Consider the following 25,375-nt stretch of genomic DNA (forward strand, 5'->3'; position numbering starts at 1 on the left):
ATCAGGCGTGTTTGGCACGGACCTGTTTGGCTGCCTCGACCATATTTTCCAGAGCCGGGGTGACTTCTGCCCATTTGCGGGTTTTCAGACCACAGTCGGGGTTGATCCACAGACGCTCTGCGGGAACCACTTTGACCGCTTTTTCCATCAGGCCGACCATTTCTTCGACGCTGGGAACGCGGGGGGAGTGAATGTCATAGACGCCAGGTCCGATTTCGTTGGGGTAGTTGAAAGTGGCAAAAGCATCCAGCAACTCCATTTGTGAACGGGAGGTTTCAATGGTAATGACATCTGCATCCATGGCCGCAATGGCGGGGAGGATGTCATTGAACTCCGAGTAGCACATGTGGGTGTGAATCTGCACGTCATCCGGTGCAATTTGCGCAGAAATGCGGAATGCACGCGATGCCCAGTTCAGATACTGATCCCAGTCCTTGCGCTTCAGGGGGAGCCCTTCACGGTAGGCGGGTTCGTCAATCTGGATGATGCCGATGCCGGCGTCGATCAGGTCTTTGACCTCGTCGCGGATGGCCAGCGCAATTTGCAGTGCCGTTTTCTCACGGGGCTGATCATCGCGTACAAAAGACCATTGCAGGATGGTCACTGGTCCGGTGAGCATGCCTTTCATGGGCCGCTGGGTCAGGGACTGGGCATATTTGCTCCAGGTCACGGTCATGGGGGTAGGACGGGAGACGTCACCGAAAATCAACGGCGGCTTGACGTAGCGTGAGCCGTAACTCTGCACCCAGCCATGACGGGTGAAGGCGAATCCAGCGAGTTGTTCACCGAAGTATTCCACCATGTCATTGCGTTCGGGTTCGCCATGGACCGGCACGTCAATACCCAGACGTTCCTGTTCTTTCACGACCAGCGCAATTTCTGCTTCCATGGCTTTCTGGTAGTCGGCATTGCTCAGTTCGCCCTTGCGATTTTGCAGGCGGGCTTTACGAATTTCGGGAGTCTGCGGGAAACTGCCGATACTGGTGGTGGGGAATGCCGGCAGTTTGAAGCGAGCACGCTGTGCGGCTTCACGGGCCTGGAAAGCACTTTTGCGCTGACCGTCGTCCTTACCCAGCCCTTCCAGACGCTGGGCAACAGCCGGGTTGTGGATACGTGGTGAAGTTTTACGTGCTTGTACGGCGGCACGTGCAGTTGACAGTTCCTGCGCTACGGCTGCCACGCCTTCATTCAGGGCACGACCAATAATGGCAACTTCATCGAGCTTTTGTACGGAGAAAGCCAGCCATGATTTCAATTCGGCGTCGAGTTCGTTTTCCTGATCCAGATCAACCGGGGTGTGCAACAGGCTGCAGGAAGGCGCTACCCAGAGACGGTCTCCCAGCTGTTTATGTGCAGGTTCCAGGATCTTGATGGCAGCATCCAGGTCGGCGCGCCAAACATTGCGGCCATCTACCACGCCCAGAGAAAGCACTTTGTCAGCCGGATAATTTTTCAGGAAGCTCTCCAGCTGTTGCGGAGCGCGCCGCAAATCCAGATGCAGGCCGGCGACGGGAAGGGCTTTGAGAGCCTCGGCATGATCAGCTACTGAATCAAAATAGGTGGCCAGTAATACTTTGGGGCTTTTGCCCTTGCTGAGGGTCTGGTAGGCAGAGGCCATAGCCTCGAGCCATTCGGCGGGCAGATCCAGTGCCAGAGCGGGTTCATCCATTTGTACCCACTCCACGCCCATGCTGGCAAGGCGCTCCAGAATTTCGGCATAAACAGGTAGAACCTTGGGCAGCAATGTCAGACGATCAAAGCAGGCATTACCCACCGGCGCACCGTGACCATGACAGGCACTGTCGTCATGATGATGTTGCGCTTCGTGATGGGCTTCGGCATTCAGGTCTTTTTCCTTGCCCAGCCACAGGTAGGTGATGGGGCCGACCAGCACGGGCTTGGTCTTGAGGCCGAGAGACTGGGCTTCTTTGATCTGGTCAAACAGGCGTTCGCTGCTCAGGCGGAACTCCATGTTTTCATGGAATTCCGGCACAATGAAGTGATAGTTGGCATCAAACCATTTGGTCATTTCCATGGCGGGCTGGGTGCTGGAACCGCGTGCCATGGCAAAAAAAGTGTCCAGACCCACCTGACCGCCGGAGAATCCGTAACGGGGAGGAATGGCACCGAGGGTGCAGCTCATGTCAAGCATGTGATCGTAGAGGCTGAAATCACCAACCGGGATGAAGTCCATCCCACAGGTCTGCTGGATTTTCCAGTGACGGTCACGCAACTGGGCAGCGCGGGACTGCAGTTCCTGCTCATCAATTTCTTTGGACCAGAAGCTTTCCAGTGCTTTTTTGAGTTCGCGTTTATGACCGATACGCGGAAAACCGAGACTGTGAACGGACGTCATGGGCATTACTCCTCTGCGAAAATTGTCGCCATCATGCCCTGCCCGGAGTCTCTGCTCAAGAGGGAATTTTTAGGCGTTCAGATGAAAAGCATTCATCAATCCATACGAAAGCCGCGATGCAGGGCGACAATACCACCCGACAGGTTGAACACCTCAACCCGTTCCAGACCGGCTTCTTCCATCATCATTTTGAAGGTTTCCTGATCGGGAAAGCGGCGGATGGATTCCACCAGATATTGATAGCTGTCCCGATCCCTGGCGACGAGTTCACCGATACGCGGCAGGAGCTTAAATGAATACATATCATAAATGGGCTGCAAGCCCGGCCAGCGCGGGTGTGAGAACTCCAGAATCAACGCCCGCCCGCCGGTTTTGAGGACGCGGTGAATTTCCTTCAAGGCCCGTTCGGGATGGGTCATGTTGCGGATGCCAAAGGCCAGGGTGACCAGATCAAATTCACGGTCTGGAAAGGGGAGTTCCTCCGCATTGGCTTCGACAAACTCAACCCCGGCGATGATGCCCTTATCCGCCAGTCGGTTTTCTCCAACCGCCAGCATTTCCGGATTGATATCAGAGACCACAATGGAACCATTGGGTTTGATGCGCGGATAAATGGCGGCAGCCAGATCACCCGTGCCTCCGGCGAGATCCAGCACCCGTTGGCCGGGACGGGGGCGGGCCAAATCTACTGTGAAGCGTTTCCACAGGCGATGCACACCCAATGACATCAGGTCGTTCATCAGGTCGTATTTACCCGCGACATTGCTGAAAACCCCTTTGACCAGGTGTTCTTTTTCCGTTTCCGGGACTTCCTGATAACCAAAGTGGGTGGTGGGCACGAGCGCCTGATCCTGCATGTCCTGTCCCTGTTGATCACTCATACGCATGACTCCTGTGCAAATCGTAAATGCGGCAGCTTGTATTCATACTGAGCGTAGCAAAAGACTGCCTTTTTCGCTGATATAATTCCGCAGCCGTTCGGGAAAGTCGGCAGTTACGGAGCCTGCTACCTCGGGTAATTCCATGAGTAAGGCGGTCCAGCGGCGCAGTTTGCCCAAGGATTCCCAACGCGGCAATGGCCGCAATGCGTGCAGAATTTCCATGCGCATGAATAAGGGAGCAAAGGCGGCATCCACCAGACTGAAATGTTGACCCGCAAAAAATGGTCCTTCGGCCATGTTTTTTTCCAGCCGCTCCAGCTTGTCAAAAAGCTGGCGACTGGCCGCCGTAAAGCGTTCTTCACCCTGGGCTACCATCATCTGGAACTGATCACCAATCATTTCGCTGCCAAAGGCAATCCAGGCGCGGTGCCGGGCACGTTCCAGCGGGTCAGCAGGATGCAGTGGCGGTGCAATGGTTTCATCCAGATATTCATTAATCACCTGAGACTCGAACAGTACGGCGTCAGTGCCGATTTTCAGGCAGGGGACTCTGCCCATGGGCGAAAGTTCGAGAAACCATTCGGGTTTATGGGCCAGGTCAATATGCGTCAGTTTGAAGACTATCTGCTTGTGCAGCAGGGTAATCACCGAACGCTGTACATAGGGGCAGAGGGGGAAGCTGATCAGTTCCAGGGTCATGGCGTTCTCCTCGCATGAGCTTCAGCGTGCGACCAGGGCGCAACGATATAAAGCAACTTCTCCAAATAGGTTGGGTAACAAACGGTTGCGCCAAGTGCTGCGCCGCCGCTCATTGAGCACGACCCGCTGATGGATGGCGATGCCGTTGTCGGCACAGAGTTGTTCAAAGTCGCGAATCGTACACAGGTGGATGTTGGGAGTATCGTACCACGTATGGGGCAAGGCGTCTGTGGTGGGCATTTTGCCCAGCACGCCCAGTTGCCAGCGCGCATGCCAGTGTCCCATATTGGGAAAGGTGACAATAACCTCCCGGCCGACGCGTAACATTTCCAGCAATAACTGACGGGGATAGGTAGAAGCCTGCAGGGTCAGGGAAAGGACTACCGTATCGACACTCTGGTCAGCAAAATTTTTGAGTCCCTGATCAAGATCCTGCTGAATGACCGGAATTCCGCGCCGGATAGCGGCGACGACCCGGTCTTCCTCAATTTCTACCCCATAACCTTGCACATCCTTTTCGGCGCGCAAATAGGCCAGCAGTTCTCCTTCCCCGCAGCCCAGATCGAGAATGCGGCTTTGCGGGGGAATCCATTCGGCGATGATGGCCAGATCCTGGCGTAGCTTCATAGTCCGATTTCCTCTGCAACACGTTGCAGATAAGTGCTGAGAACGGCTACATATTGGGGAATAGGCATTAAAAAGGAATCGTGGCCGTGGGTGGCTTCAATTTCCGCATAGCTGACGTCGCGATTACAGGTATACAGTGCCTGCACGATTTCGCGGGAGCGTTCCGGGGAAAACCGCCAGTCAGAACTGAAAGAGACCACTAAAAATGCCGCTTGTACCCGGGCAAAGGCTTCCGCCAGATTGCCGCCATACGCACTGGCCGGATCAAAATAATCCAATGCCTTGGTAATATATAAATAGCTGTTGGCATCAAAGCGTTCTACAAAACTTGAACCCTGATAGCGCAAATAACTTTCCACTTCAAAATCCACATCAAAACCAAAGGAAAAGGCCTTGCCGCCCCGTGTGTCCCGACCGAATTTGGTGCGCATGGCGTCATCAGACAGATAGGTGATGTGGCCGATCATCCGCGCCAGTGACAGTCCCCGGCGCGGTTTGGTGTCATGGGCATAATAGCGGCCATTGTGAAAATCCGGATCCGTCATGATGGCCTGACGACAAACTTCGTTGAAGGCGATGTTCTGCGCCGTCAGTTTGGGCGCAGCAGCAATGACCACGGCGTTACGCAGCCGGTCCGGATAATCCATGCTCCATTGCATAACCTGCATGCCACCCAGGCTACCGCCAATAACCGCTGCCCATTGTTCAATCTCCAGATGATCGGCCAGGTCGGCCTGGGTTTTTACCCAGTCGCGGACGGTGACCATAGGAAAATCCAGACCCCAGGGACTGCCGGTTTCAGGATTGATGCTGGCTGGACCCGTTGAGCCTTTGCAGGACCCGATAAAATTCGCGCAGACGAAAAAAAACTGTTCAGTATCCATGGCCTTGCCGGGTCCAAGCAGATGCTCCCACCAGCCCGGCTTGCGATCATCCATGTGGTGATATCCGGCAGCGTGATGATCACCGGAAAGCGCATGGCAGAGTAAAATCGCGTTACTGTGATCCTTGTTCAAGGCCCCATAACTTTCATAAACCAGGGTGTAACCCGGCAAGCTGCGCCCACACTCCAGTTGCAGGTCAGCTGGAAAAGTGACCGTCTGCGGGGTTACCAGTCCAACGGAATCAGCGGGTATCTGAGCAGGCATTGTGTGCTTTTCTAATCATCAAACAGAGCCGGAAGAGTCTAAACTTCAAGACCGTCGGCGACAAGCGGCGTAAGTCGGCAGTATTTTGTGTTTATGCTAACGGCAGTTGCCGTGGGTGCTTTTTGCTCCATTGTTCCTCGCCTGTTGTTCCAAGGCTCATCCTGCTGTCAGGAGAGAACTCGCCCTGCGGGCTCAAACAGCTCTCCTGACGGGCGCAGGATTTCGCCAAGAACAACAACGGATCAGAACAAAAGTCGCTGCAAAGCACCCACGGCAACTGATGTTTTTAGGTTTATGCGCCTTGATGGTTTAGAATCAAAAGAGATAGCATGAGCGACAAGTTGTGCTTGGCCGTGTGTCATGTTGCTGGGAGATGATTTTGGCCTGGAAATGGGTAAATCGTGTAGTGAGCTGGGTCGAGGGAGGTGCCGAGCTGGTAGTAGCCCGTCCTCGGCCATGGCTGCTGCTTTCCGCTGCAGCATTGGTGTTTGCGGCCATTCCCTTTCCCGAATGGTTGATGTACGCCATTGCGCCCTTTGGCCTGCTGTTTGGCCTGGAAATCGCTGCCAATACCGATGAAGAAACGGAATCTTACACGAACCGACAAATGCGGCATGCCCTCCATGTGGCGGTGGTGTGGGGAATGCTTTTTGCCGTTTTTGGCATAATTTTCGAATTTGGCCAGGACATAGTGGTCATGGGCAGCTTGCTGGCCGGGATCAATATTCCCTGGCATGACGACTCGGGCATGGGTCAGGGATTCTGGGGCTGGTGGTTCGCTTTTGGACAGCGCTTCTCAGATTTGTCGCTAATGCCTTACTTCTGGTTCTCTCCGGCTTTTTTCGGGATTGCCCTTGCCTTGCACAAAGGACATGGCTGGCTGGAGTCAGAAGTGGAAACTACACTCACCCTGCTGTTCAGGCCGGAATTGCGGGATCCTCTGATCGGTCTCTGGGCCGTCATTTTGCTGGCTAATCTGTTTATGCCGGCTTTTTCCCAGTTGTGGTTGGGCTTGATTGTCTGGGTGTTGGGTCCACCGGTCATCCATGTGGCCTATCAGGATATTTTTGCTGACAAGCGGCGTCCTCCCCGAAAAAAGAAAGAAAAGAAGGCCGCCCGTTTTGTACTCGGCCATCATCCTCAGCCGGTGCGTGTCAAACTCTGATGAGTTTCATTCATGACTTGCACGCATTTTTTACCCTTGCCGTTCGTTCTTGCATCCATTAGTGTCTAGCCACAAATTTTCCGGAAGTTTTTGAAGGAGTGCACCATGTTTTCCAAAACCCTCAGTATTGCTGATTTTGATCCTGCACTATGGGATGCCATGTGTAAGGAAACCCAGCGTCAGGAAGATCATGTGGAACTCATTGCTTCTGAAAACTACGCCAGCCCCATGGTAATGGTGGCGCAAGGCTCGGTGCTGACCAACAAGTATGCCGAGGGTTATCCGGGCAAACGCTATTATGGTGGTTGCGAGTATGTGGACGTTGCTGAACAGTTGGCCATTGATCGGGCTCTGGAACTGTTCGGCGCAGAACACGCCAATGTTCAGGCCCATTCCGGTTCTCAGGCTAACCAGGCTGTTTACCTTTCGGTATTGAAGCCGGGTGACAAAATTATGGGAATGAGTCTGGCGCATGGTGGACATCTGACCCACGGAGCCAAAGTCAATGTTTCGGGTAAGCTGTTTCAGGTGGCCGCTTATGGGGTGCGCGCTGAAGATGGCCGAATTGATTATGAGGCAATGGCAGCACAGGCTGAGCAGGAACGTCCCAAAATGATCGTCGCCGGGGCCAGTGCCTATTCGCGCATTATCGATTTCGAAAGGATCGGTGAAATTGCCCGGAGTATTGGCGCTTATTTGCTGGTGGACATGGCCCACATTGCCGGATTGGTGGCGGCCGGTTTACATCCCAGCCCTGTACCCCATGCGGATTTTGTCACCACCACGACCCACAAAACCTTGCGCGGACCGCGTGGTGGTCTCATCCTTTGTCGGGAAGAATATGCCAAGAAGGTCAACTCTTTGATCTTCCCTGGCTTGCAGGGTGGTCCTCTGATGCACGTGATTGCCGGTAAGGCGGTAGCTTTCCGTGAAGCTTTGCAGCCGGAGTTCAAAACCTATCAGCAGCAGGTCATTCGCAACGCCCAGTCGCTGAGTCAGGTACTTGCCGGGCGAGGTTATACAGCCGTGTCGGGCGGTACGGATAATCACCTTTTCCTCCTCAATCTGGGCGAAAAGGTGACCGGCAAGGATGCCGAGGAAGCGCTGGGTCAGGCGCACATCACGGTCAACAAAAACGCAGTGCCTTTCGATACCCGTCCGCCAGCGGTGACCAGTGGTATTCGCATCGGCACCCCGGCAGCAACCACCCGTGGCTTTGCAGAAGCGGAAATGCAGCGCTTGGGCAAGGGGATCGCCGATGTGCTGGATGCTCCCGCAGATGCCGCAGTGATTGCCCGGGTCAAGGCGGATATGACTGCCCTGTGCAAGCAGTTTCCGGTGTACGGCTAGGTTCCGTGCATTGTCCGTTCTGCGCCTTCGCTGACACCCGGGTGGTGGATTCCCGTCTTGCGGATGAGGGCGGGACGGTGCGGCGCCGTCGGGAATGTCCGCAATGTAATCAACGTTTTACGACTTTTGAGCGTGCCGAACTCGCTTTGCCCATGGTGGTTAAAACCGACGGGCGTCGTGAGTCTTTTAACGAAGACAAATTGCAGCGTGGTTTGACGCGGGCGCTGAGCAAGCGTCCGGTCGCCACCGAGCAGGTTGATGCAGCCCTGCGTTTGATTCAACGGCGTCTTCGCGAAAGAGGTGAACGCGAAGTGCCGGCGCGCCTCATTGGCGAACTGGTTATGGAAGCTTTGCGCGGCCTCGATCCGGTGGCTTATGTGCGTTTCGCTTCGGTGTACCGGCGTTTTGAAGATGTGGATGCATTCAGTGCGGAAATTGCCCGCCTGAAAGAGGGCCCCCATCCCGATCAGCAACAGGTACCCGGAAAAGGCCGTTCTGGTGCTGACTGAGCAGGACCATCATTTCATGGAAATGGCCCTGGACCTGGCGAACCGGGGTTTATATTCGACGCACCCTAATCCGCGAGTGGGTGCGGTGGTGGTGCAGGAAGGGATCGTTGTTGGCCGTGGCGCTCACCTTTTTGCTGGTGAAGCCCATGCCGAAGTGCTGGCCCTTGCCGAAGCCGGAGCGGCGTCGCGTGCGGCGACCGTTTACGTCACCCTCGAACCCTGCAGTCATCAGGGGCGGACCGGCCCCTGTGCGGACGCCCTGATGGCCGCAGGGGTGAAACGGGTGGTGGTGGCGGTTCAGGATCCCAATCCCCTGGTTTCCGGGCAGGGCATTGCCCGGCTCAGAGCCGCTGGCATCGAGGTTGAACTGGGCTGTTGCGAAGCCGAAAGTCGTGCGCTGAACCCCGGATTTTTCATGCGCATGGAAGGCGGGCGTCCCTGGGTTCGCTTAAAGCAGGCAGTCAGTCTGGATGCAGGGGTGGCGCTGGGCAATGGACAAAGTCAGTGGTTGACCGGCACCTTGGCGCGCGCCGATGTGCAAAAAGAGCGGGCCAGCGCCAGTGCCATCCTGGTGGGGATTGGCACGGTTCTGGCCGACAACCCGCGCCTAGCCCCGCGTCTGGATATTCCACTGCGCCGGTATCCGGTGAAGGTGGTTTTGGACACCCATTTGCGGACCCCGGCAGATGCGGCAATGTTTGCTTCACCTGGCGCAGTCTGGATTTGTCATGGGCTGGGCCTGCCGGACTCAGCCAAAAAAATGCTGCAAGCAGCAGGTGCAGAGTTGTTGGCGGTGCCTGTTGATGGCGAGCAACTGGATTGTCCGGCAGTCATGCGCATTTTGGCAGAGAGACAAATCAATGAAGTGTTGGCAGAGGCTGGTCCGGGCCTGGCCAGTACCCTGTTTGCGGCCGGGTTGGTCGATGAGTGGTTGCTCTATATGGCGCCCATGCTCCTCGGCCAGGGGGCATTGCCAGCCATGCAGGTTGGTCCTTTTCAACAACTGACCGAAGCGCCGCGCTGGCGGAGTCTTCGGGTCGAGTCGCTGGGTAATGATCTGAAATGGACCCTGGGTCCGCAGGAGCGTTGATTCATGTTCACCGGTATTATTGAGGCCTTGGGTCAGGTTCGCCAATTGCATCCTCAGGGCGGTGATTTTCGGATGACGCTCGCCTCTGGCGGGCTGGATCTGGGTGATGTCAAACTCGGTGACAGTATTGCTGTATCGGGTGTTTGTCTGACCGTAGTAGAACTGTACAAAGACGGGTTTGCCGTGGATATTTCCCGTGAGACCCTGGACAAGACCCTGCTGGGTAGCCTGAAATCAGGTAGTGCAGTGAATCTCGAAAAAGCGCTGCGTCTGGCTGACCGTCTGGGCGGTCATCTGGTAGCTGGTCATGTGGATGGGGTCGGACAAATCCATAGTGTGCATAATTCCGGACGTTCACAGGTTTTTGCGGTGACCGCACCGCGCGAGCTGCTGCGCTATATCGCCGCCAAAGGCAGTATTTGCGTGGATGGTATCAGCCTGACCGTCAATGCTCTGGAAGGTGAGCAATTTATGCTGAATCTGATTCCCCATACACTGACAAATACGACTGCATCAGCCTGGCGTGCGGGTCAGGCGGTCAATCTCGAAGTGGACCTGATTGCCCGCTATCTGGAACGTTGGGTAGCGACAGAGGCGGAGTCGGGGCTAAAATCGGAAATCACCCGCGAATCTTTAGCTGCCAGAGGATATCCCGTATGAGTGAAGGTAAAATCAGTCCCGCCGAAGAAATTATTGCCGAAATTGCAGCGGGTCGTATGGTGATCCTCATGGATGACGAGGGCCGTGAAAATGAGGGTGACCTGATCATGGCAGCGGAATTCGTGACTCCCGCTGCCATCAATTTTATGGTGACCCAGGCACGCGGACTGGTCTGTCTGCCTTTAACCCGGGAGCGCTGCCAACAGCTGCGTCTGCCGCAAATGGTCGGGCATAATACGGCCAGCCTTGGAACCGCCTTTACGGTATCCATTGAAGCGGCACGGGGGGTGACTACGGGCATTTCGGCAGCCGACCGGGCAGCCACTGTTCAGGCCGCCATTGCTGAAAATGCTGTTCCCGAAGATCTGGTCATGCCCGGACATATTTTCCCCCTTGCTGCCGAGCCGGGTGGGGTTCTGGTTCGTGCCGGGCATACCGAAGCGGCCGTGGATCTGGCACGACTGGCGGGTTGTCAGCCAGCAGGTGTGATTTGCGAAATTCTCAATGCCGATGGGGAAATGGCTCGTTTACCCGATCTGCTTCCCTATGCAGCGGAGCATGGACTTAAAATTGGCACCATTGCGGACTTGATCCGCTATCGCCTTGAAAGAGAGCGGATTGTCGAGCGTCAAGCCCAGGGACCCTGGCAGAGTCCCTATGGAGAATTCCAGCTAACAGTTTATCGGGACTGGGTAGCGAAAGAAACGCATTTTGCCCTGGTCATGGGTGAAGTGGCGGCTACAGAAAGTCCCGTGCTGGTGCGTGTTCAGGTAGGTAAAACCCTGAATGATCTGTTTGCGGGAGCGGCCAGTCCCAATACGCGCGCGTTAGAGCGGATTGCGGCAGAGGGTCGGGGCGTGCTGGTGTACTTGCACCATGAAGAAAGAGTGGAAGAGCTGGTCCAGGAAGTATCTGCCTTGCCGGAAATGCCCAAAGGACCCGGGCAGGCTGGAGATGCTGGTCGGGTTTTGCGTACTTTTGGTATTGGCGCACAAATCCTCACGGATCTGGGCGTGCATCGTGCCGAGGTGCTGAGTGACAGCCATTTCCAGTACCGGGGTATTGGCGGATTTGGTCTCGAAATTGTGGGCCAGCGTCCATTTCAGGAAAATAAATAAGGAAAAATCATGATTCAGCAAATAGAAGGTAGTCTCCAGGCTGGCAAGTTTCGTTTTGTCCTGCTGGTCAGCCGCTTTAACAGTTTCATTACTCAGCAACTGGAGCAAGGCGCTATAGATGGTTTGCGTCGCCATGGTGCCAGTGATGAACAAATTCATGTGGTGTATGTGCCGGGCGCTTATGAAATTCCATTAGTTGCGCAAAAACTGGCCCGAAGTGGAAATTATGATGCGGTTCTTTGTCTGGGTGCCGTTATTCGTGGTGGAACTCCCCATTTTGATTATGTGGCAGGAGAGGTTTCCAAGGGGGTGGCACAGGTGGCCATGGACACTGGTATTCCGGTTGTTTTCGGGATTTTAACTACCGACAGCATTGAACAGGCTATTGAGCGCGCCGGTACCAAGGCAGGAAATAAAGGTTTTGATGCGGCCATGACGGCTCTCGAAATGGTACAGCTTCTGGGTCAGATCTGAGCCTCCATGAAAAACAGTCGTCGTCGCCTGGCGCGTCAGGCTATTATCCAGGCCCTTTATCAGTGGCAACTGAATCCGGGACATTGTGCAGAAATTGCGCTTCAGTTTACTGCAGACCCTGAACGGCTTCAGGGCGCCGATCGCGTTTTTTTTGCGACAGTATGGGAGGGCGTTTGTCAGGCGATTCCGCAGTTGGATCCGGCCATTGCCGAAGAAATTCCGGATCGGCGTTGGACTGATGAAATCAGCGAAGTGGAGCGTGCCATTTTGCGCCTTGCCGCCTACGAGCTCCGTGATCTGCCGCAGACACCATACCGGGTAGTCATCAATGAAGCCATTGAATTGGGAAAGGCTTTCGGGGCTGAACAGGGGCATCGCTTTGTCAATGCGGTACTCGACAAGCTTGCCCAGCGCTGGCGCCAGAGTGAGATAGAGCAAAGCACAAAATCCTGAAAGAGGATTTTCCCTGGTTGGGAGGTTAGCATAAAAAGTTGTGGCAGTTTCTTAGCTTTATGGTGTAACCTTCACATCTGAAAGCTATTAATCCTCATTTATGGAGTGAATCATGTCTGCACATCGTTTATTGTCCAATCCTGCGGTGCTTGCTTGTTCGGCTGCCGCGTTTTTGTTCCTTGCCGTACCCTTGGCCGATGCCCAGACGACGGCCCATAAAGCAGAAATGGAAGACTCAGCCAGCTCGCAGCCGACCGATTTGACCACCGCCAAACTGGAAAACAGCATTGGTACCCGCTGCGCATTGGGCGATGGTGTGCCACAAAATTACACGTTGGCGGCACAGTGGTTTGAGAAATCAGCCATGCATGGTTACGGCAAGGCCGAGTACAACCTGGGCATGCAATATTATTTTGGTCAGGGTGTGCCCAAAGACCTGATCAAAGCGGCCTACTGGTGGAACAAGGCTGCAGAGTTGGGAGTTTCGGCTGCTCAGTATAATCTGGGTAACCTCTATTTCATGGGCCAGGGTGTTCCTCAGGATTACGCCAAAGCGGCATTGTGGTGGCACAAGGCGGCAGAAGCAGGTAACACGCAAGCTACCAAAAACCTTGAAGTACTTGCCCGTACCGTGCCGATTAATAAAACGGCTTCTGCGGTTCCCGTCGCTGACAAAAAAGCCGAATAAGCGGACCAGTACCGCCGGGTTCTCAGCTTTCGGTCTTGGATCCGGTAATACCGTTGTTTTTCTGGATGCGTAAGGCAGCGGCGTGTTCCTTTTCAATATACTCCCGCTTGCCCTTTTCTTCATTGAGTTGCCCTTCAAGATCAGACAGGCGGCGCTCATGACGACGTATTTTGAGCTTGTTACGGATATGGGTGGGCAGATAGATCAGCATGCTGGCGATAAAACCTGCCACAAATCCACCCAGTAAAATCACGCCCTGAGATTGGGCAAAAGTCCATGAAAAAAAATGCACGGATGTCATGGTATTATTCTGTACGGCGAATAGGACAGCCACAGCGGCTATCACCAGCGAAATAATGACCCACATAATAGCAACCCTCCCTTGCTGTTTATCGATTAAGCGTCAATCCCGGATTCTGAAAAAACTGCCAACCCAACGAACACCAATCCAGGTGACTCCGGGTAGTAAAATCAACCATGCCCAGAGAGGCAGATCGAGAATCGCGGAATCCAGCTTATGTGCGAGTGCCGCCATAATACCAATGCCGACGACAATGAAAGTACCACTGACACCAAATGAAAGGCGCAGCATGCCGCGACGGATTTCCTTACGAATTCCTTCCAGATCCTGATTGCGGATAACCAGGGGTAGCTCTCCCTGCTGGGCCTGACGAAGAATGCCATGCAGTAAAACGGGCATTTCCGGAAGGACCAGTCCCCATTCTGGAAAATGGCGCTTCATTTCCGTCCACCAGCCACGGGGACCGCGCTGGCGACTCAGCCATTCAGTCAGCAGTGGAGTGGCAACTTCCCACATGTTCAATGCAGGATTGAAATCGCGGGCGATACCTTCGACGTTCACCAAAGTTTTCTGGAGCAATAGTAGCTGGGGCTGGGTTTGCATGTGAAAGGCCCGGGTCGTCTGGAACAAGCGCAGCAACAGGTTAGCCACAGAAATTTCGTTTAAGGGTCTTTCAAATACAGGCTCGGCAATGGCCCTGATCGCCATTTCAAAATCCTGAACATTGGTGTCGGGCGGAACCCAGCCTGCCTCCACATGCGCCTCGGCGACTCTCCTGTAATCTCTTTGAAAAAAGGCGATCATGTTTTCCGCCAGATAATGCTGGCTGGCATCATCCAGACTACCCATGATGCCAAAATCCACAGCAATAAAACGCCCGCTTTGGGGATCTATGAAAATGTTGCCGGGATGCATATCAGCATGAAAGTAGGCGTCACGAAAAACCTGACGGAAGAAAATATCTGCGGCGCGTCTGGAGAGTTGATCAAAGTTGATGCCGGCAGCACGTAAGGCATCCAACTGACCAATCGGGATACCGTAAATACGTTCCATGACCAGAACCGAGGAACTGCAGTAATCCCAGTAAATTTCGGGGATATAAAGCAGATCAGGATCGGCGGCAAAATTGCGACGTAATTGACTGGCATTAGCGGCTTCGCGAAGTAAATCCAGTTCTCCGCGCAAGGTCTTGGCATATTCCGCCACAACAGCACGAATTCTCAGCCGGCGTCCTTCCTGGGAATAGCGTTCTGCCAAATCAGCCAACAGGCCTAAAATAGCCAGGTCCTGATCAATAATTCGTCTTAAGCCGGGACGGCGGACCTTAATAGCAACTTCAAGACCATCCTGCAGCACGCCGAAATGGACCTGAGCAATAGAAGCCGCCGCAGCCGGTTTGGAATGAAACTCTGAAAACAGCGTATTGATGGGTTTGCCCAACGCGCTTTCAATGATTTTGCAAGCTTCTTCAGAGGGGAAGGGCGGGACGGAATCCTGCAGCTTGGCCAGTTCCTGAGTGATGTAATCAGGCAGAAGATCGCGTCGGGTCGACAACATTTGACCGAGCTTAATAAAGGTCGGTCCCAGAGTTTCCAGCGCCTGGCGTAGCCGTTCTGCAAAATCCCCCTGGGGTTTAGGACCCAGCCAGGACATGGGGCTAAGGCGTAAAATAGCCTGATACGGCTTCAATATAGGCAGAAAATAAATCACTTCATCCAGGCGGTACCGCACCAGGACGCGAGTGATGTGCAGAGTACGTACGAAACGAAGCAGGGATTGTCGCATGGTCGCTAGTCTAGCATGGAATTTGACTGCTGCATGATGGGCAAAAAACACAAAAAAGGCGGATCAATGACGACCCGCCTTATTAAGCCGTTAAGAGCTAGTTACTGAACTGTTTTTTGAACCTTGATGTTGGAATTGATTTCCACACGCTGGTTCAGGAAACGCCCTTGTGAAGTGGCGTTGCTGGCGACTGGATCATTGTAGGAATGTCCTTTCAAGACCATGCGATCATTGGAAACACCATGATTGGCAAGGTATTGAGCAACGCTTTGAGCGCGCAACTTGGACAGCTTCAGGTTGTAGGCGTAACTACCCACCTTGCTGCAGTATCCATTCACGTCCAGAACAGCCGCCGGATGATTTTTTGCAAAATCGGCAACTTCGTCCAGAACCCTGATGTCATGATTCAGGAGTTTGTAGGAATCAAATTTAAAGTTGATGCCAGTAATGGTAATGGGCTTGCTGACCAGAACGGTACGTTCGACTGGGGCAATAGGTGCCGGAACGGGGGCCGGAACGGGTGCTGGCTTTACCGCAACCGGAGCAGGCTGAGGTGCGCAATAAGTAGGAATGGGACCATCCGTGACTGGACGTCCTCCACGTACACAAGCACCAGTGGATGTGACTACCGGCTTTCCACCAGCCTGAATGGCATAACCGGTGTAAGCATTATCGGCAAACGCCGTTCCAACAATAAAACCACCGCTGATGGCAACCATCAGCGTAATACGTTTAATATGTTGCATTTATAAACCCTCCTCTCAAGCCCGGGCAGAAATCCACCTGGCAAAATCTAGTACAGCCACGCAGAGAATGTTGTAAATCGGCAACGATGTCAAGAATTGGGCACAATATGCGAGGAGGATCTTTTAAAATCAATATAAAAAAACAACCTGGGGCACTCGATTGGCGTGGTGAGGGATAAAAAAGTGCGACAGAGATTGTCATAATTTCTATTGACAGGTACCAGCAGTAAGCGGCACAATGCGCCGCTAATCGTGGAGGGGTTCCCGAGCGGTCAAAGGGATCAGACTGTAAATCTGACGGCTCTGCCTTCGGAGGTTCGAATCCTCCTCCCTCCACCATATTTTGATCATAAGTGTATAGGTAAATAAGCAGTAAGCGGCGCGGGCGCCACGGTTTATGCGGGTGTAGTTCAATGGTAGAACCTCAGCCTTCCAAGCTGATGGTGTGGGTTCGATTCCCATCACCCGCTCCAGAAGTAGGCCCACATAGCTCAGGCGGTAGAGCACTTCCTTGGTAAGGAAGAGGTCACCGGTTCGAATCCGGTTGTGGGCTCCATATTGTTTTTTTCTTGGGTCTGTTTTCTTGGGGAGTTTCTGATGTCCAAAGGGAAATTTGAGCGGACGAAGCCGCATGTAAACGTGGGAACGATTGGTCACGTGGACCATGGGAAGACCACATTGACGGCGGCGCTGACGAAGGTGCTGTCGACGAAGTTTGGTGGAGAAGTACGGGCCTATGATCAGATTGATAACGCGCCTGAAGAACGGGCACGTGGCATCACGATCGCGACCTCACACGTGGAGTATGAGACGGAAGCGCGTCACTATGCCCACGTGGACTGCCCCGGACACGCCGACTACGTCAAGAACATGATCACCGGCGCGGCGCAGATGGATGGCGCCATTCTGGTCTGTTCGGCAGCGGACGGCCCCATGCCGCAGACGCGTGAACACATTCTGCTGGCCCGTCAGGTGGGCGTTCCCTACATTGTCGTGTTCCTGAACAAGGCCGACATGGTGGATGACGCCGAACTGCTTGAGCTGGTCGAAATGGAAGTCCGCGAACTGCTGTCCAAGTATGATTTCCCGGGAGACGATATCCCAGTGATCATTGGATCAGCCCTGAAGGCCCTGGAAGGCGATCAGAGCGACATCGGCGAACCCGCCATTTTCAAACTCGCAGACGCCCTCGACAGCTACATCCCCCTGCCTGAGCGTCCGGTCGACAAGCCCTTCCTGATGCCGATCGAAGACGTCTTCTCGATTTCCGGACGTGGCACCGTGGTCACCGGCCGTATTGAGCGTGGTATTGTCAAGGTCGGTGATGAAATTGAAATCATCGGCATCCGCGACACCGCCAAGAGCATTGTCACCGGTGTAGAAATGTTCCGGAAGATTCTGGATCAGGGGCAGGCGGGAGACAACGTCGGCGTGTTGCTGCGTGGCACCAAGAAAGACGACGTGGAGCGTGGACAGGTACTGGCCAAGCCCGGCAGCATCAAACCGCACACCCGTTTTGAAGCGGAAGTGTATGTCCTGTCGAAAGAAGAAGGCGGACGCCACACCCCGTTTTTCAACGGCTACCGTCCACAGTTTTACTTCCGGACCACGGACGTAACCGGTGCTGTGGAATTGCCGGAAGGGGTAGAGATGGTGATGCCTGGTGACAACGTGTTGTTCAAGGTTGCGCTGATTGCCCCGATTGCGATGGAAGAAGGTTTGCGCTTTGCGGTACGTGAAGGTGGCCGTACGGTAGGTGCTGGCGTCGTGTCCAAGGTAGTCGAGTAAGTCAGTTAGTTGTAAAGTTGAACGGCGGCCTGTCCGCCGTTTGCCGTCTGCAGGGCAGTAGCTCAATTGGTAGAGCAGCGGTCTCCAAAACCGCAGGTTGGGGGTTCGATCCCCTCCTGCCCTGCCATTATTAAAGGTGCGGTGGTCATGTCGGAAAAAGTGAAGCTCTATTTTGCGGCAGGTTTCGCTGCCCTCGGGGTGTTCGCGTATTTTCTGATCCCCACGCGTATCGGGACGTATTACCCGAGTGTTGGGTTGGCAGTCGGCCTGCTGATTGCCGCAGGCTTGTTTGCCTATAGTGAAAGCGGAAAGAAGCTTTTGGTATTTTTTCGGGAAGCGTATCTTGAATTGCTGAAAGTCGTCTGGCCAACCCGCCCTGAAGTATTGCGGAGCACTGCCATTATCATAGGGTTGATTGCCGTTATTGCGGCCTTTCTGTGGTTGGTCGATCTGGCACTCCTTGGTGTGGTACGGCTACTACTCGGAGGAGTTGGCTAAATGGCTATGCGTTGGTATGTAGTACATGCATTCTCGGGTTTTGAGAAGAAAGTTCAGGCAGAAATTCGCGAGCGGGCGCAACGCGAGGGTCTTGGCGATTGTTTTGGCGAGATACTGGTTCCTGTGGAAGAAGTCGTGGAAATGCGAAATGGTCAAAAAACCAATTCACAGCGCATGTTTTATCCAGGCTACGTTCTCGTGCAAATGGAAATGGATGATACAACCTGGCATCTTGTGAAAAGCACACCCAGGGTCACCGGTTTTGTGGGAGGTTCGGTCGGGCGTCCGCATCCGCTCAGTGATGCAGAGACTGATGCCATCATGGATCGCATCAAGGAAGGCGTTGAAAAGCCGCGTCCGAAATTCAGTTTCGATGCGGGCGAGCAGGTGCGGGTCATCGACGGTCCTTTCAAGGACTTTAATGGTGTGGTTGAAGAAGTCAATTTTGAGAAAAGTAAACTGCGGGTGTCGGTCACCATTTTTGGTCGCTCCACCCCCGTAGAGCTGGATTTCGGTCAGGTAGAAAAAGTCTGACGGTTACATGACGAGGGAGCCTGACGGCGTTTGCACCTCACAGGAGCTGAGTAATGGCAAAGAAAATAACTGGTTATATCAAATTGCAGGTTAAGGCTACCCAAGCCAATCCGAGTCCGCCCATTGGTCCGGCCTTGGGTCAGCGCGGCCTCAATATCATGGAATTTTGCAAGGCTTTTAATGCCCAAACTCAGGGTGTAGAACCCGGTTTGCCATTGCCCGTGGTGATTACGGTATTTGCAGACAAAAGTTTTACTTTTGAAGTTAAAACCCCACCCGCTGCCGTGTTGTTGATGAAAGCTGCAGGCTTACCAAAAGGTAGCGGCCGTCCAAATACCATGAAGGTCGGTAAGGTGACAGAGGCGCAGGTCGAGGAAATCGCCAAGACCAAGATGCCCGATCTCAATACCGAAAATCTGGAATCGGCCAAACGGAGTGTGCGTGGTACTGCCCGGAGTATGGGCCTGACGGTGGAGGGCTAAGACATGGCTAATAAATCCAAACGGAGTACCGCTGCTCGTGATTTGGTCAATCGCAACCAACGCTACGCCATTGAAGAAGCATTGGACCTGGTCAAGAAAATAGCCACGGCCAAGTTCGATGAATCAGTGGATGTCGCAGTCGGTTTGGGGATTGATCCCCGCAAATCCGATCAGGTGGTTCGCGGCGCGGTAGTGTTACCCAATGGCACCGGTAAACAAATGCGGGTCGCCGTGTTTGCAACAGCTGACAAGGCTAATGAAGCCCGTGAAGCTGGAGCCGATATCGTTGGCATGGAAGATCTGGCCGAACAGGTCAAGGCCGGACAGATGGATTTTGACGTGGTCATTGCCACTCCAGATGCGATGCGTATTGTCGGCACTTTGGGCCCGGTTCTGGGGCCGCGAGGTTTGATGCCAAACCCCAAAGTGGGTACCGTTACGGCAGATGTGCGTACCGCAGTAGTCAATGCCAAGGGTGGTCAGGTGCGTTACCGTGCCGACAAGGGCGGTATTGTGCATAGCAGTATTGGCAAGTCTTCCTTTGAAGCTAAAGCCCTGCAGGAAAACCTGATGGCGCTGATTGACAGCTTGCGTAAAGCCAAACCGGCTACCAGCAAGGGCATTTATATTCGTAAAGTCAGTTTGTCTCCGACCATGGGTCCCGGGGTCGGCGTAGATCTTTCTGGCTTGGCGTAACAGTTTCTGTCTTCGGGCGGAAAGGTCGGCGTGAGCCGGCGTACAAAGACCGCAGGGGGCGCAAGCCTTAATGTTTTTCCCTGCGTAGGCGACGGCGCGCCAACCTTTTGGCCGCCTCGGTTAGATAGGAGGTGACATTCACGTGAGTCTCAAACTCGCAGAAAAGGAACAGGTCGTCATCGCCCTTCAAGCCAAAATCACAGAGGCGCAAGCCACTGTGGTAGCAGAGTATCGTGGTTTGACTGTGGCACAAATGACGGCGTTTCGGGCAGAAGCTCTGAAACAGTCCGTACATGTTCAGGTGGTAAAAAACACGCTGTTGAAGCGGGCCCTGGCGGGCACGCCATTCGCAGTCATGGACTCTTTGTTGAAGGGACCCCTGGTATTTGGAGCGGCGGAAGATCCGGTGGCATTAGCCAAAATTTTTACGGATTTCGCCAAGCGTTTTGACAAGCTGGTGGTTACCGGTGGCGTATTGAGTGGCAAGCAGATTGATGCTGCGGCTATTGCCCAATTGAGCAAAATGCCGTCTCGTGAAGAATTGCTGGCCAAGTTGCTCGGCACCATGCAGGCGCCTGTATCCGGTTTCGTACGCACCCTCAACGAGGTTCCGAGTCGTTTTGTTCGGGTCCTTGCAGCAGTTCGCGATCAACGCGCTGCCTAACTCAAAATTAATGATGAAGGAGTTGTAAAATGGCATTGTCCAAAGCTGAAATTTTAGACGCTATTGCAGGCATGACGGTTCTTGAACTTTCCGAACTGATCAAGGAAATGGAAGAAAAATTTGGTGTTTCTGCAGCCGCAGTAGCCGTTGCCGCCCCTGCCGGTGGTGCTGCTGGTGGTGATGGAGCTGCTGCAGCAGAAGAACAAACTGAATTTGATGTCATTCTGACCAGTGCTGGTGCCAACAAGGTGAACACCATCAAGGTAGTGCGTGCCATTACCGGTCTTGGCCTGAAAGAAGCCAAGGATCTGGTCGACGGCGCGCCCAAGGCTGTGAAAGAAGGCGTCGCCAAGGCTGAGGCCGAAAGCGTCAAGGCCCAACTCGTCGAGGCTGGTGCCGAGGCGGAGATCAAGTAATCTGTTGTACACGTATTAAGCAGTTTATCTGGCTGGCAACAAATACGGTTGCCAGCCCCTTCATCGTTTGTGGAAAGCAGCTTTAGGTGTTTTCCCTGAACCTTGCGGTCGTCGCGCGGAGCATCCATGGCCTACTCTTTTACTGAAAAGAAACGGATTCGTAAAGACTTTGGCAAAAGCCAGAGCATTCTCGCAGTGCCATATCTGCTGGCTACGCAGATGGATTCTTATCGGGAGTTCCTCCAGGAGTCAACGGCTCCGGCGGCGCGCAAGGAAACAGGGCTAGAGGCGGTTTTCCGCTCGATTTTTCCGATGGAGAGCTACTCCGGCAATGCCATGCTGGATTATGTTTCCTATCGTCTGGAAAAACCGGCTTTTGATGTGGTGGAATGTCGTCAGCGCGGTCTGACCTTTAATGCCGGCCTGCGCGTACGGTTGCGCCTGGCGGTCATGGAAAAGGATGACAGCACCGGCGCCAAGCGGGTCAAAGATGTGAAGGAACAGGACGTGTACATGGGGGAAATACCGCTCATGACCGAACACGGTTCGTTTGTCATTAATGGTACCGAGCGCATTATTGTTTCGCAGCTGCACCGTTCACCGGGTGTGTTTTTTGACCATGATCGGGGTAAAACCCACTCCTCGGGCAAACTGTTATTTAATGCCCGTATCATTCCCTATCGCGGTTCCTGGCTGGATTTTGAGTTTGATCCCAAGGACCATGTTTACGCGCGCATTGATCGGCGTCGCAAATTGCCGGCAACTACTTTGTTACGGGCGCTGGGTTATGGTACGGAAGATATTCTCGAAATGTTTTTTGAGACAGATAGCTTCCATATTCTGGATGGAGAGCTGAATTATGATTTGATTCCCCAGCGTCTTCAGGGGGAAATTGCCAGCTTTGATATAGTCAACCCGGCAACGGGTGAAGTGCTTGTTGCTACTGGCAAACGCATTACTGCGCGTCATATCAAAGCGCTGACCGAAGTTCCGGGATTACAGCAGCTGCCCGTACCGGATGTGTTTGTCCTTGGGAAGGTGGTTGCCAAGGACGTCGTCAATCCGGAAACCGGTGAAGTACTGCTGGCAGTCAATGAACCCATTACCGGAGAAGTGCTCGATGTGCTGCGCAAGGGACCTTCTTTGTCTCTGCACACCCTGTACATCAATGAAATTGATCGGGGTCCCTATATTTCCGAGACGCTTCGAATTGATACATCCCGTGATGCGCATGAAGCGCAGATGGAAATTTATCGCTTAATGCGCCCGGGTGAGCCGCCGACCAAGGATGCTGCCCAGAATCTTTTCCAGGGCCTGTTTTTCAGCCCGGATCGTTATGACCTGTCGGGTGTGGGTCGGATGAAGTTCAATCGTCGCGTCGGGCGTGAAGAAATCACGGGTCCCGGAGTGCTGAGCAGCGAGGATATCCTGGCCGTACTCAAGGTGCTGGTATCCCTGCGCAACGGCATCGGCGAAATTGACGATATTGATCATCTCGGTAACCGGCGGGTGCGTTCTGTGGGCGAGTTGATGGAGAACCAGTTCCGTCTGGGACTGGTGCGTGTTGAACGGGCGGTCAAAGATCGTCTGGCCCTCGCCGAGAGTGAAGGGTTGACTCCTCAGGATCTGATCAATGCCAAGCCGATTGCTGCGGTGGTCAATGAGTTCTTTGGCTCCAGTCAGCTTTCCCAGTTTATGGATCAGACCAATCCACTTTCCGAGGTCACTCATAAGCGTCGTGTTTCCGCTCTGGGACCGGGTGGCTTGACCCGTGAACGAGCCGGTTTTGAAGTCCGTGACGTGCATCCGACCCACTATGGCCGGATCTGTCCGATTGAAACGCCGGAAGGCCCAAATATCGGTTTGATCAACAGTTTGGCCTGCTATGCCCGGACCAACGACTACGGATTTCTGGAAACACCTTACCGGCGTGTAGTAGATCGTCGTGCAACGGATGAAATCGAATACCTCTCGGCCATTGAAGAAGGTAATTATGTTATCGCCCAGGCGAACTCGGTCCTGGATGATGATGGCCTGCTGGTGGAAGAACTCATCTCCTGCCGCCACAAAAACGAGACGACACTGGCTAATCGGGATCAGGTGCAGTTCATGGATATTTCTCCCCGCCAGATTGTTTCGGTCGCGGCGAGCATGATCCCCTTCCTGGAGCATGATGACGCCAACCGCGCGTTGATGGGCTCCAACATGCAACGCCAGGCGGTTCCGACCATTCGTTCCGATGCGCCCATGGTTGGCACGGGCATGGAACGGGTGGTGGCTATTGATTCCGGTGCAGCAGTAGTCGCGCGGCGCGGTGGGGTGGTCGATATTGTCGATGGTGCCCGCATTGTTATCCGGGTGAATGATGAAGAGACATTGGCCGAAGAGCCTGGCGTAGATATCTACAATTTGGTCAAGTACGCCCGTTCCAACCAGAATACGACCTTGAATCAGCGTCCGGTAGTCAAAGTCGGTGATGTAGTCAGCCGTGGGGATGTATTGGCGGATGGACCCAGCACAGAAATGGGTGAACTGGCTCTGGGTCAGAACATGCTGGTGGCTTTCATGCCCTGGAATGGATACAACTTTGAAGACTCCATTCTGATTTCGGAACGTGTGGTGGCAGAAGATCGTTATACCACCATCCATATCGAAGAATTCTCAGTATTTGCCCGTGATACCAAACTCGGGCCGGAAGAAATCACGCGGGATATTCCGAATGTGGCCGAAGGTGCCCTGCGTCACCTGGATGAATCAGGTATTGTCGTCATTGGTGCAGAACTGGCCCCCGGTGACATTCTGGTAGGTAAGGTGACTCCCAAGGGTGAAACCCAGCTGACCCCGGAAGAAAAACTGTTACGCGCCATTTTCGGAGAGAAGGCTTCGGATGTGAAAGATAACTCCATGCGCATGCCCGCAGGTATGTATGGAACGGTCATCGATGTCCAGGTGTTTACCCGCGATGGTATTGACAAGGACGCACGTGCCAAGTCTATTGAAGAACATGAGCTGAACCGTATTCGTAAGGATCTGAACGATCAGTACCGCATTGTTGAAGAAGACAGTTATCAGCGTATTGAACGTCAGTTGACGGGTAAGGTGGCTGAAGGGGGTCCCAATGGACTTGCTGCCGGCAACAAGGTGACCAAGGCATATCTGAAAGATCTGCCCCGCGCGAAATGGTTTGAAATCCGTTTGCGTTCGGATGAAGGTAATGACGCACTGGAACAAATCCGTGCCCAGTTGGAGGAACAGCGCCAACGTTTGGACGCGGAGCTGGAAGAAAAACGTCGCAAGCTTACCCAGGGCGATGATCTGAGTCCTGGTGTGCTGAAAATGGTCAAGGTGCATGTGGCCATCAAGCGTCATCTACAACCGGGTGACAAAATGGCCGGGCGTCACGGTAACAAGGGCGTGGTATCCAAAATCGTTCCCGTAGAAGATATGCCGCATCTGGCTGATGGGACTTCGGTGGATATTGTCCTTAATCCTCTGGGTGTGCCGTCGCGTATGAACGTGGGTCAGATTCTGGAAACCCATCTGGGCTGGGCTGCCAAAGGGCTGGGTAAAAAAATTGCCGGAATGCTCGAAAGCGATCTGGCGATGAAGGAAATGCGTGCCTTCCTGGCGGAAATCTACAACCGTTCAGGCAAGAAAGAAGATCTTGATAGCCTTACGGATGAGGAAATCCGGGAACTGGCGCGGAACTTGCGCGGTGGCGTACCGATGGCAACACCCGTATTTGACGGCGCTGCTGAAGAAGAAATCCGCGATATGCTTGAGCTGGCGGGATTGCCGCGTAGTGGTCAGGTCACCCTGTACGATGGTCGTAGCGGCGAAGCCTTTGATCGTCCTGTGACGGTGGGTTACCTCTATATGCTCAAGCTGCACCATCTGGTCGATGACAAAATGCATGCCCGATCCACCGGACCGTACAGTCTGGTTACTCAGCAACCGCTGGGAGGCAAGGCTCAGTTTGGTGGCCAGCGCTTCGGTGAAATGGAAGTCTGGGCCCTGGAGGCGTATGGAGCAGCTTATACATTGCAGGAAATGCTGACCGTTAAGTCTGATGACGTCAGTGGCCGCAGTAAAATGTATGAGTCCATTGTCAAAGGCGATTTCCGTATGGATGCTGGAATGCCGGAATCTTTCAACGTGCTGTTGAAAGAGCTGCGTTCGCTGGGTATCGACATTGAATTGGAACAGTCCAAGTAATATTTCCGCCCCGGGCGGGCAAGGATGGATGC

The 25,375-nt window shown here is 53.9% G+C and carries 25 protein-coding genes and 4 tRNA genes; 21 read left to right on the forward strand and 8 right to left on the reverse strand.

The features are described from left to right. Window position 1: 1 nt before the first annotated feature. The 5 genes from metE to metX form a co-directional block, all read right to left on the reverse strand. Window positions 2–2,356, reverse strand: coding sequence for a 5-methyltetrahydropteroyltriglutamate--homocysteine S-methyltransferase (gene metE / locus H7F11_RS03130; protein ID WP_193649818.1), 2,355 nt, complete (start codon window positions 2,354–2,356; stop codon window positions 2–4). Window positions 2,357–2,451: 95 nt separating this feature from the next. Then, window positions 2,452–3,237, reverse strand: coding sequence for a bifunctional demethylmenaquinone methyltransferase/2-methoxy-6-polyprenyl-1,4-benzoquinol methylase UbiE (ubiE, locus tag H7F11_RS03135; protein WP_193649819.1), 786 nt, complete (start codon window positions 3,235–3,237; stop codon window positions 2,452–2,454). A 42-nt stretch (window positions 3,238–3,279) separates the two neighbouring features. After that, window positions 3,280–3,936, reverse strand: a complete 657-nt coding sequence (locus tag H7F11_RS03140; RefSeq protein ID WP_193649820.1) for a glutathione S-transferase family protein — start codon at window positions 3,934–3,936, stop codon at window positions 3,280–3,282. 21 nt (window positions 3,937–3,957) lie between these two features. Beyond that, the gene (gene metW / locus H7F11_RS03145; protein WP_193649821.1) at window positions 3,958–4,563 is read right to left on the reverse strand and encodes a methionine biosynthesis protein MetW; all 606 of its coding nucleotides are present in this window, start codon (window positions 4,561–4,563) and stop codon (window positions 3,958–3,960) included. Beyond that, window positions 4,560–5,711 (reverse strand): homoserine O-succinyltransferase MetX, encoded by a 1,152-nt coding sequence (gene metX, locus H7F11_RS03150; protein WP_193649822.1) that lies wholly within the window; start codon window positions 5,709–5,711, stop codon window positions 4,560–4,562. The genes metW and metX overlap by 4 nt, the downstream gene beginning before the upstream one ends. Before the next feature lie 373 nt (window positions 5,712–6,084). On the opposite strand from metX, the gene H7F11_RS03155 reads away from it, so the two are divergent. From H7F11_RS03155 to H7F11_RS03195, 9 genes are all read left to right on the forward strand, one after another. Next, the gene (locus tag H7F11_RS03155; RefSeq protein ID WP_413773185.1) at window positions 6,085–6,876 is read left to right on the forward strand and encodes a hypothetical protein; all 792 of its coding nucleotides are present in this window, start codon (window positions 6,085–6,087) and stop codon (window positions 6,874–6,876) included. A 105-nt stretch (window positions 6,877–6,981) separates the two neighbouring features. Then, complete coding sequence (glyA, locus tag H7F11_RS03160; protein ID WP_193649824.1) at window positions 6,982–8,226, forward strand: serine hydroxymethyltransferase; 1,245 nt, start codon at window positions 6,982–6,984, stop codon at window positions 8,224–8,226. Window positions 8,227–8,231: 5 nt separating this feature from the next. Continuing rightward, complete coding sequence (gene nrdR, locus H7F11_RS03165) at window positions 8,232–8,735, forward strand: transcriptional regulator NrdR (RefSeq protein WP_193649886.1); 504 nt, start codon at window positions 8,232–8,234, stop codon at window positions 8,733–8,735. Beyond that, window positions 8,725–9,825 (forward strand): bifunctional diaminohydroxyphosphoribosylaminopyrimidine deaminase/5-amino-6-(5-phosphoribosylamino)uracil reductase RibD, encoded by a 1,101-nt coding sequence (gene ribD / locus H7F11_RS03170; protein WP_193649825.1) that lies wholly within the window; start codon window positions 8,725–8,727, stop codon window positions 9,823–9,825. The genes nrdR and ribD overlap by 11 nt, the downstream gene beginning before the upstream one ends. A 3-nt stretch (window positions 9,826–9,828) precedes the next feature. Then, a complete protein-coding gene (locus tag H7F11_RS03175; RefSeq protein WP_193649826.1) occupies window positions 9,829–10,485 on the forward strand; it encodes a riboflavin synthase in 657 nt (218 codons plus the stop codon). Further along, on the forward strand, window positions 10,482–11,603 hold the full coding sequence (ribB, locus tag H7F11_RS03180; protein WP_193649827.1) for a 3,4-dihydroxy-2-butanone-4-phosphate synthase: 1,122 nt from the start codon (window positions 10,482–10,484) through the stop codon (window positions 11,601–11,603). Before H7F11_RS03175 ends, ribB begins: the two co-directional genes overlap by 4 nt. A gap of 6 nt (window positions 11,604–11,609) precedes the next feature. Next, on the forward strand, window positions 11,610–12,077 hold the full coding sequence (ribE, locus tag H7F11_RS03185) for a 6,7-dimethyl-8-ribityllumazine synthase (protein WP_215885306.1): 468 nt from the start codon (window positions 11,610–11,612) through the stop codon (window positions 12,075–12,077). Window positions 12,078–12,083: 6 nt separating this feature from the next. Continuing rightward, a complete protein-coding gene (gene nusB, locus H7F11_RS03190) occupies window positions 12,084–12,530 on the forward strand; it encodes a transcription antitermination factor NusB (RefSeq protein ID WP_193649829.1) in 447 nt (148 codons plus the stop codon). A gap of 112 nt (window positions 12,531–12,642) precedes the next feature. Next, complete coding sequence (locus H7F11_RS03195; protein ID WP_193649830.1) at window positions 12,643–13,218, forward strand: tetratricopeptide repeat protein; 576 nt, start codon at window positions 12,643–12,645, stop codon at window positions 13,216–13,218. Window positions 13,219–13,240: 22 nt separating this feature from the next. Here H7F11_RS03195 and H7F11_RS03200 read toward each other — a convergent pair whose 3' ends face one another. The 3 genes from H7F11_RS03200 to H7F11_RS03210 form a co-directional block, all read right to left on the reverse strand. After that, entirely contained in the window at window positions 13,241–13,585 is a 345-nt protein-coding gene (locus H7F11_RS03200; RefSeq protein WP_193649831.1) for a lipopolysaccharide assembly LapA domain-containing protein, read from the reverse strand. 36 nt (window positions 13,586–13,621) lie between these two features. Continuing rightward, window positions 13,622–15,304 carry a ubiquinone biosynthesis regulatory protein kinase UbiB gene (gene ubiB, locus H7F11_RS03205; protein ID WP_193649832.1) on the reverse strand — a complete coding sequence of 561 codons (1,683 nt, stop codon included), beginning with the start codon at window positions 15,302–15,304 and terminating at the stop codon, window positions 13,622–13,624. Between the two features lie 101 nt (window positions 15,305–15,405). Next, window positions 15,406–16,050, reverse strand: coding sequence for an OmpA family protein (locus H7F11_RS03210; protein WP_193649833.1), 645 nt, complete (start codon window positions 16,048–16,050; stop codon window positions 15,406–15,408). 254 nt (window positions 16,051–16,304) lie between these two features. Between H7F11_RS03210 and H7F11_RS03215 the strand changes: the two genes are divergently transcribed. The 12 genes from H7F11_RS03215 to rpoB all read left to right on the forward strand — a co-directional run bounded on the left by H7F11_RS03215 (window position 16,305) and on the right by rpoB (window position 25,343). Continuing rightward, window positions 16,305–16,389 (forward strand) — tRNA-Tyr (locus H7F11_RS03215). A 60-nt stretch (window positions 16,390–16,449) separates the two neighbouring features. Beyond that, window positions 16,450–16,523: transfer RNA gene (locus H7F11_RS03220), tRNA-Gly, on the forward strand. A 7-nt stretch (window positions 16,524–16,530) separates the two neighbouring features. Then, window positions 16,531–16,606, forward strand: a tRNA-Thr gene (locus tag H7F11_RS03225). Window positions 16,607–16,647: 41 nt separating this feature from the next. Continuing rightward, window positions 16,648–17,838: an elongation factor Tu gene (gene tuf / locus H7F11_RS03230; protein ID WP_193649834.1), complete on the forward strand. Its 1,191-nt coding sequence runs from the start codon at window positions 16,648–16,650 to the stop codon at window positions 17,836–17,838. A 51-nt stretch (window positions 17,839–17,889) separates the two neighbouring features. Next, window positions 17,890–17,965, forward strand: a tRNA-Trp gene (locus tag H7F11_RS03235). A gap of 20 nt (window positions 17,966–17,985) precedes the next feature. Beyond that, window positions 17,986–18,336, forward strand: coding sequence for a preprotein translocase subunit SecE (gene secE / locus H7F11_RS03240; protein ID WP_010641408.1), 351 nt, complete (start codon window positions 17,986–17,988; stop codon window positions 18,334–18,336). After that, window positions 18,337–18,870 (forward strand): transcription termination/antitermination protein NusG, encoded by a 534-nt coding sequence (gene nusG, locus H7F11_RS03245; protein WP_142089395.1) that lies wholly within the window; start codon window positions 18,337–18,339, stop codon window positions 18,868–18,870. Window positions 18,871–18,923: 53 nt separating this feature from the next. Beyond that, complete coding sequence (rplK, locus tag H7F11_RS03250) at window positions 18,924–19,352, forward strand: 50S ribosomal protein L11 (RefSeq protein ID WP_010641411.1); 429 nt, start codon at window positions 18,924–18,926, stop codon at window positions 19,350–19,352. 3 nt (window positions 19,353–19,355) lie between these two features. After that, window positions 19,356–20,048, forward strand: a complete 693-nt coding sequence (gene rplA, locus H7F11_RS03255) for a 50S ribosomal protein L1 (RefSeq protein WP_193649835.1) — start codon at window positions 19,356–19,358, stop codon at window positions 20,046–20,048. 142 nt (window positions 20,049–20,190) lie between these two features. Beyond that, entirely contained in the window at window positions 20,191–20,712 is a 522-nt protein-coding gene (gene rplJ, locus H7F11_RS03260; protein ID WP_193649836.1) for a 50S ribosomal protein L10, read from the forward strand. 29 nt (window positions 20,713–20,741) lie between these two features. Continuing rightward, window positions 20,742–21,128 carry a 50S ribosomal protein L7/L12 gene (rplL, locus tag H7F11_RS03265; protein WP_024895005.1) on the forward strand — a complete coding sequence of 129 codons (387 nt, stop codon included), beginning with the start codon at window positions 20,742–20,744 and terminating at the stop codon, window positions 21,126–21,128. 126 nt (window positions 21,129–21,254) lie between these two features. Continuing rightward, a complete protein-coding gene (rpoB, locus tag H7F11_RS03270) occupies window positions 21,255–25,343 on the forward strand; it encodes a DNA-directed RNA polymerase subunit beta (protein WP_193649837.1) in 4,089 nt (1,362 codons plus the stop codon). Window positions 25,344–25,375 lie beyond the last annotated feature (32 nt).

It is taken from the genome of Acidithiobacillus sp. HP-2, from assembly GCF_015100155.1.
In the GTDB taxonomy this organism is placed as follows: Bacteria; Pseudomonadota; Gammaproteobacteria; order Acidithiobacillales; family Acidithiobacillaceae; genus Acidithiobacillus.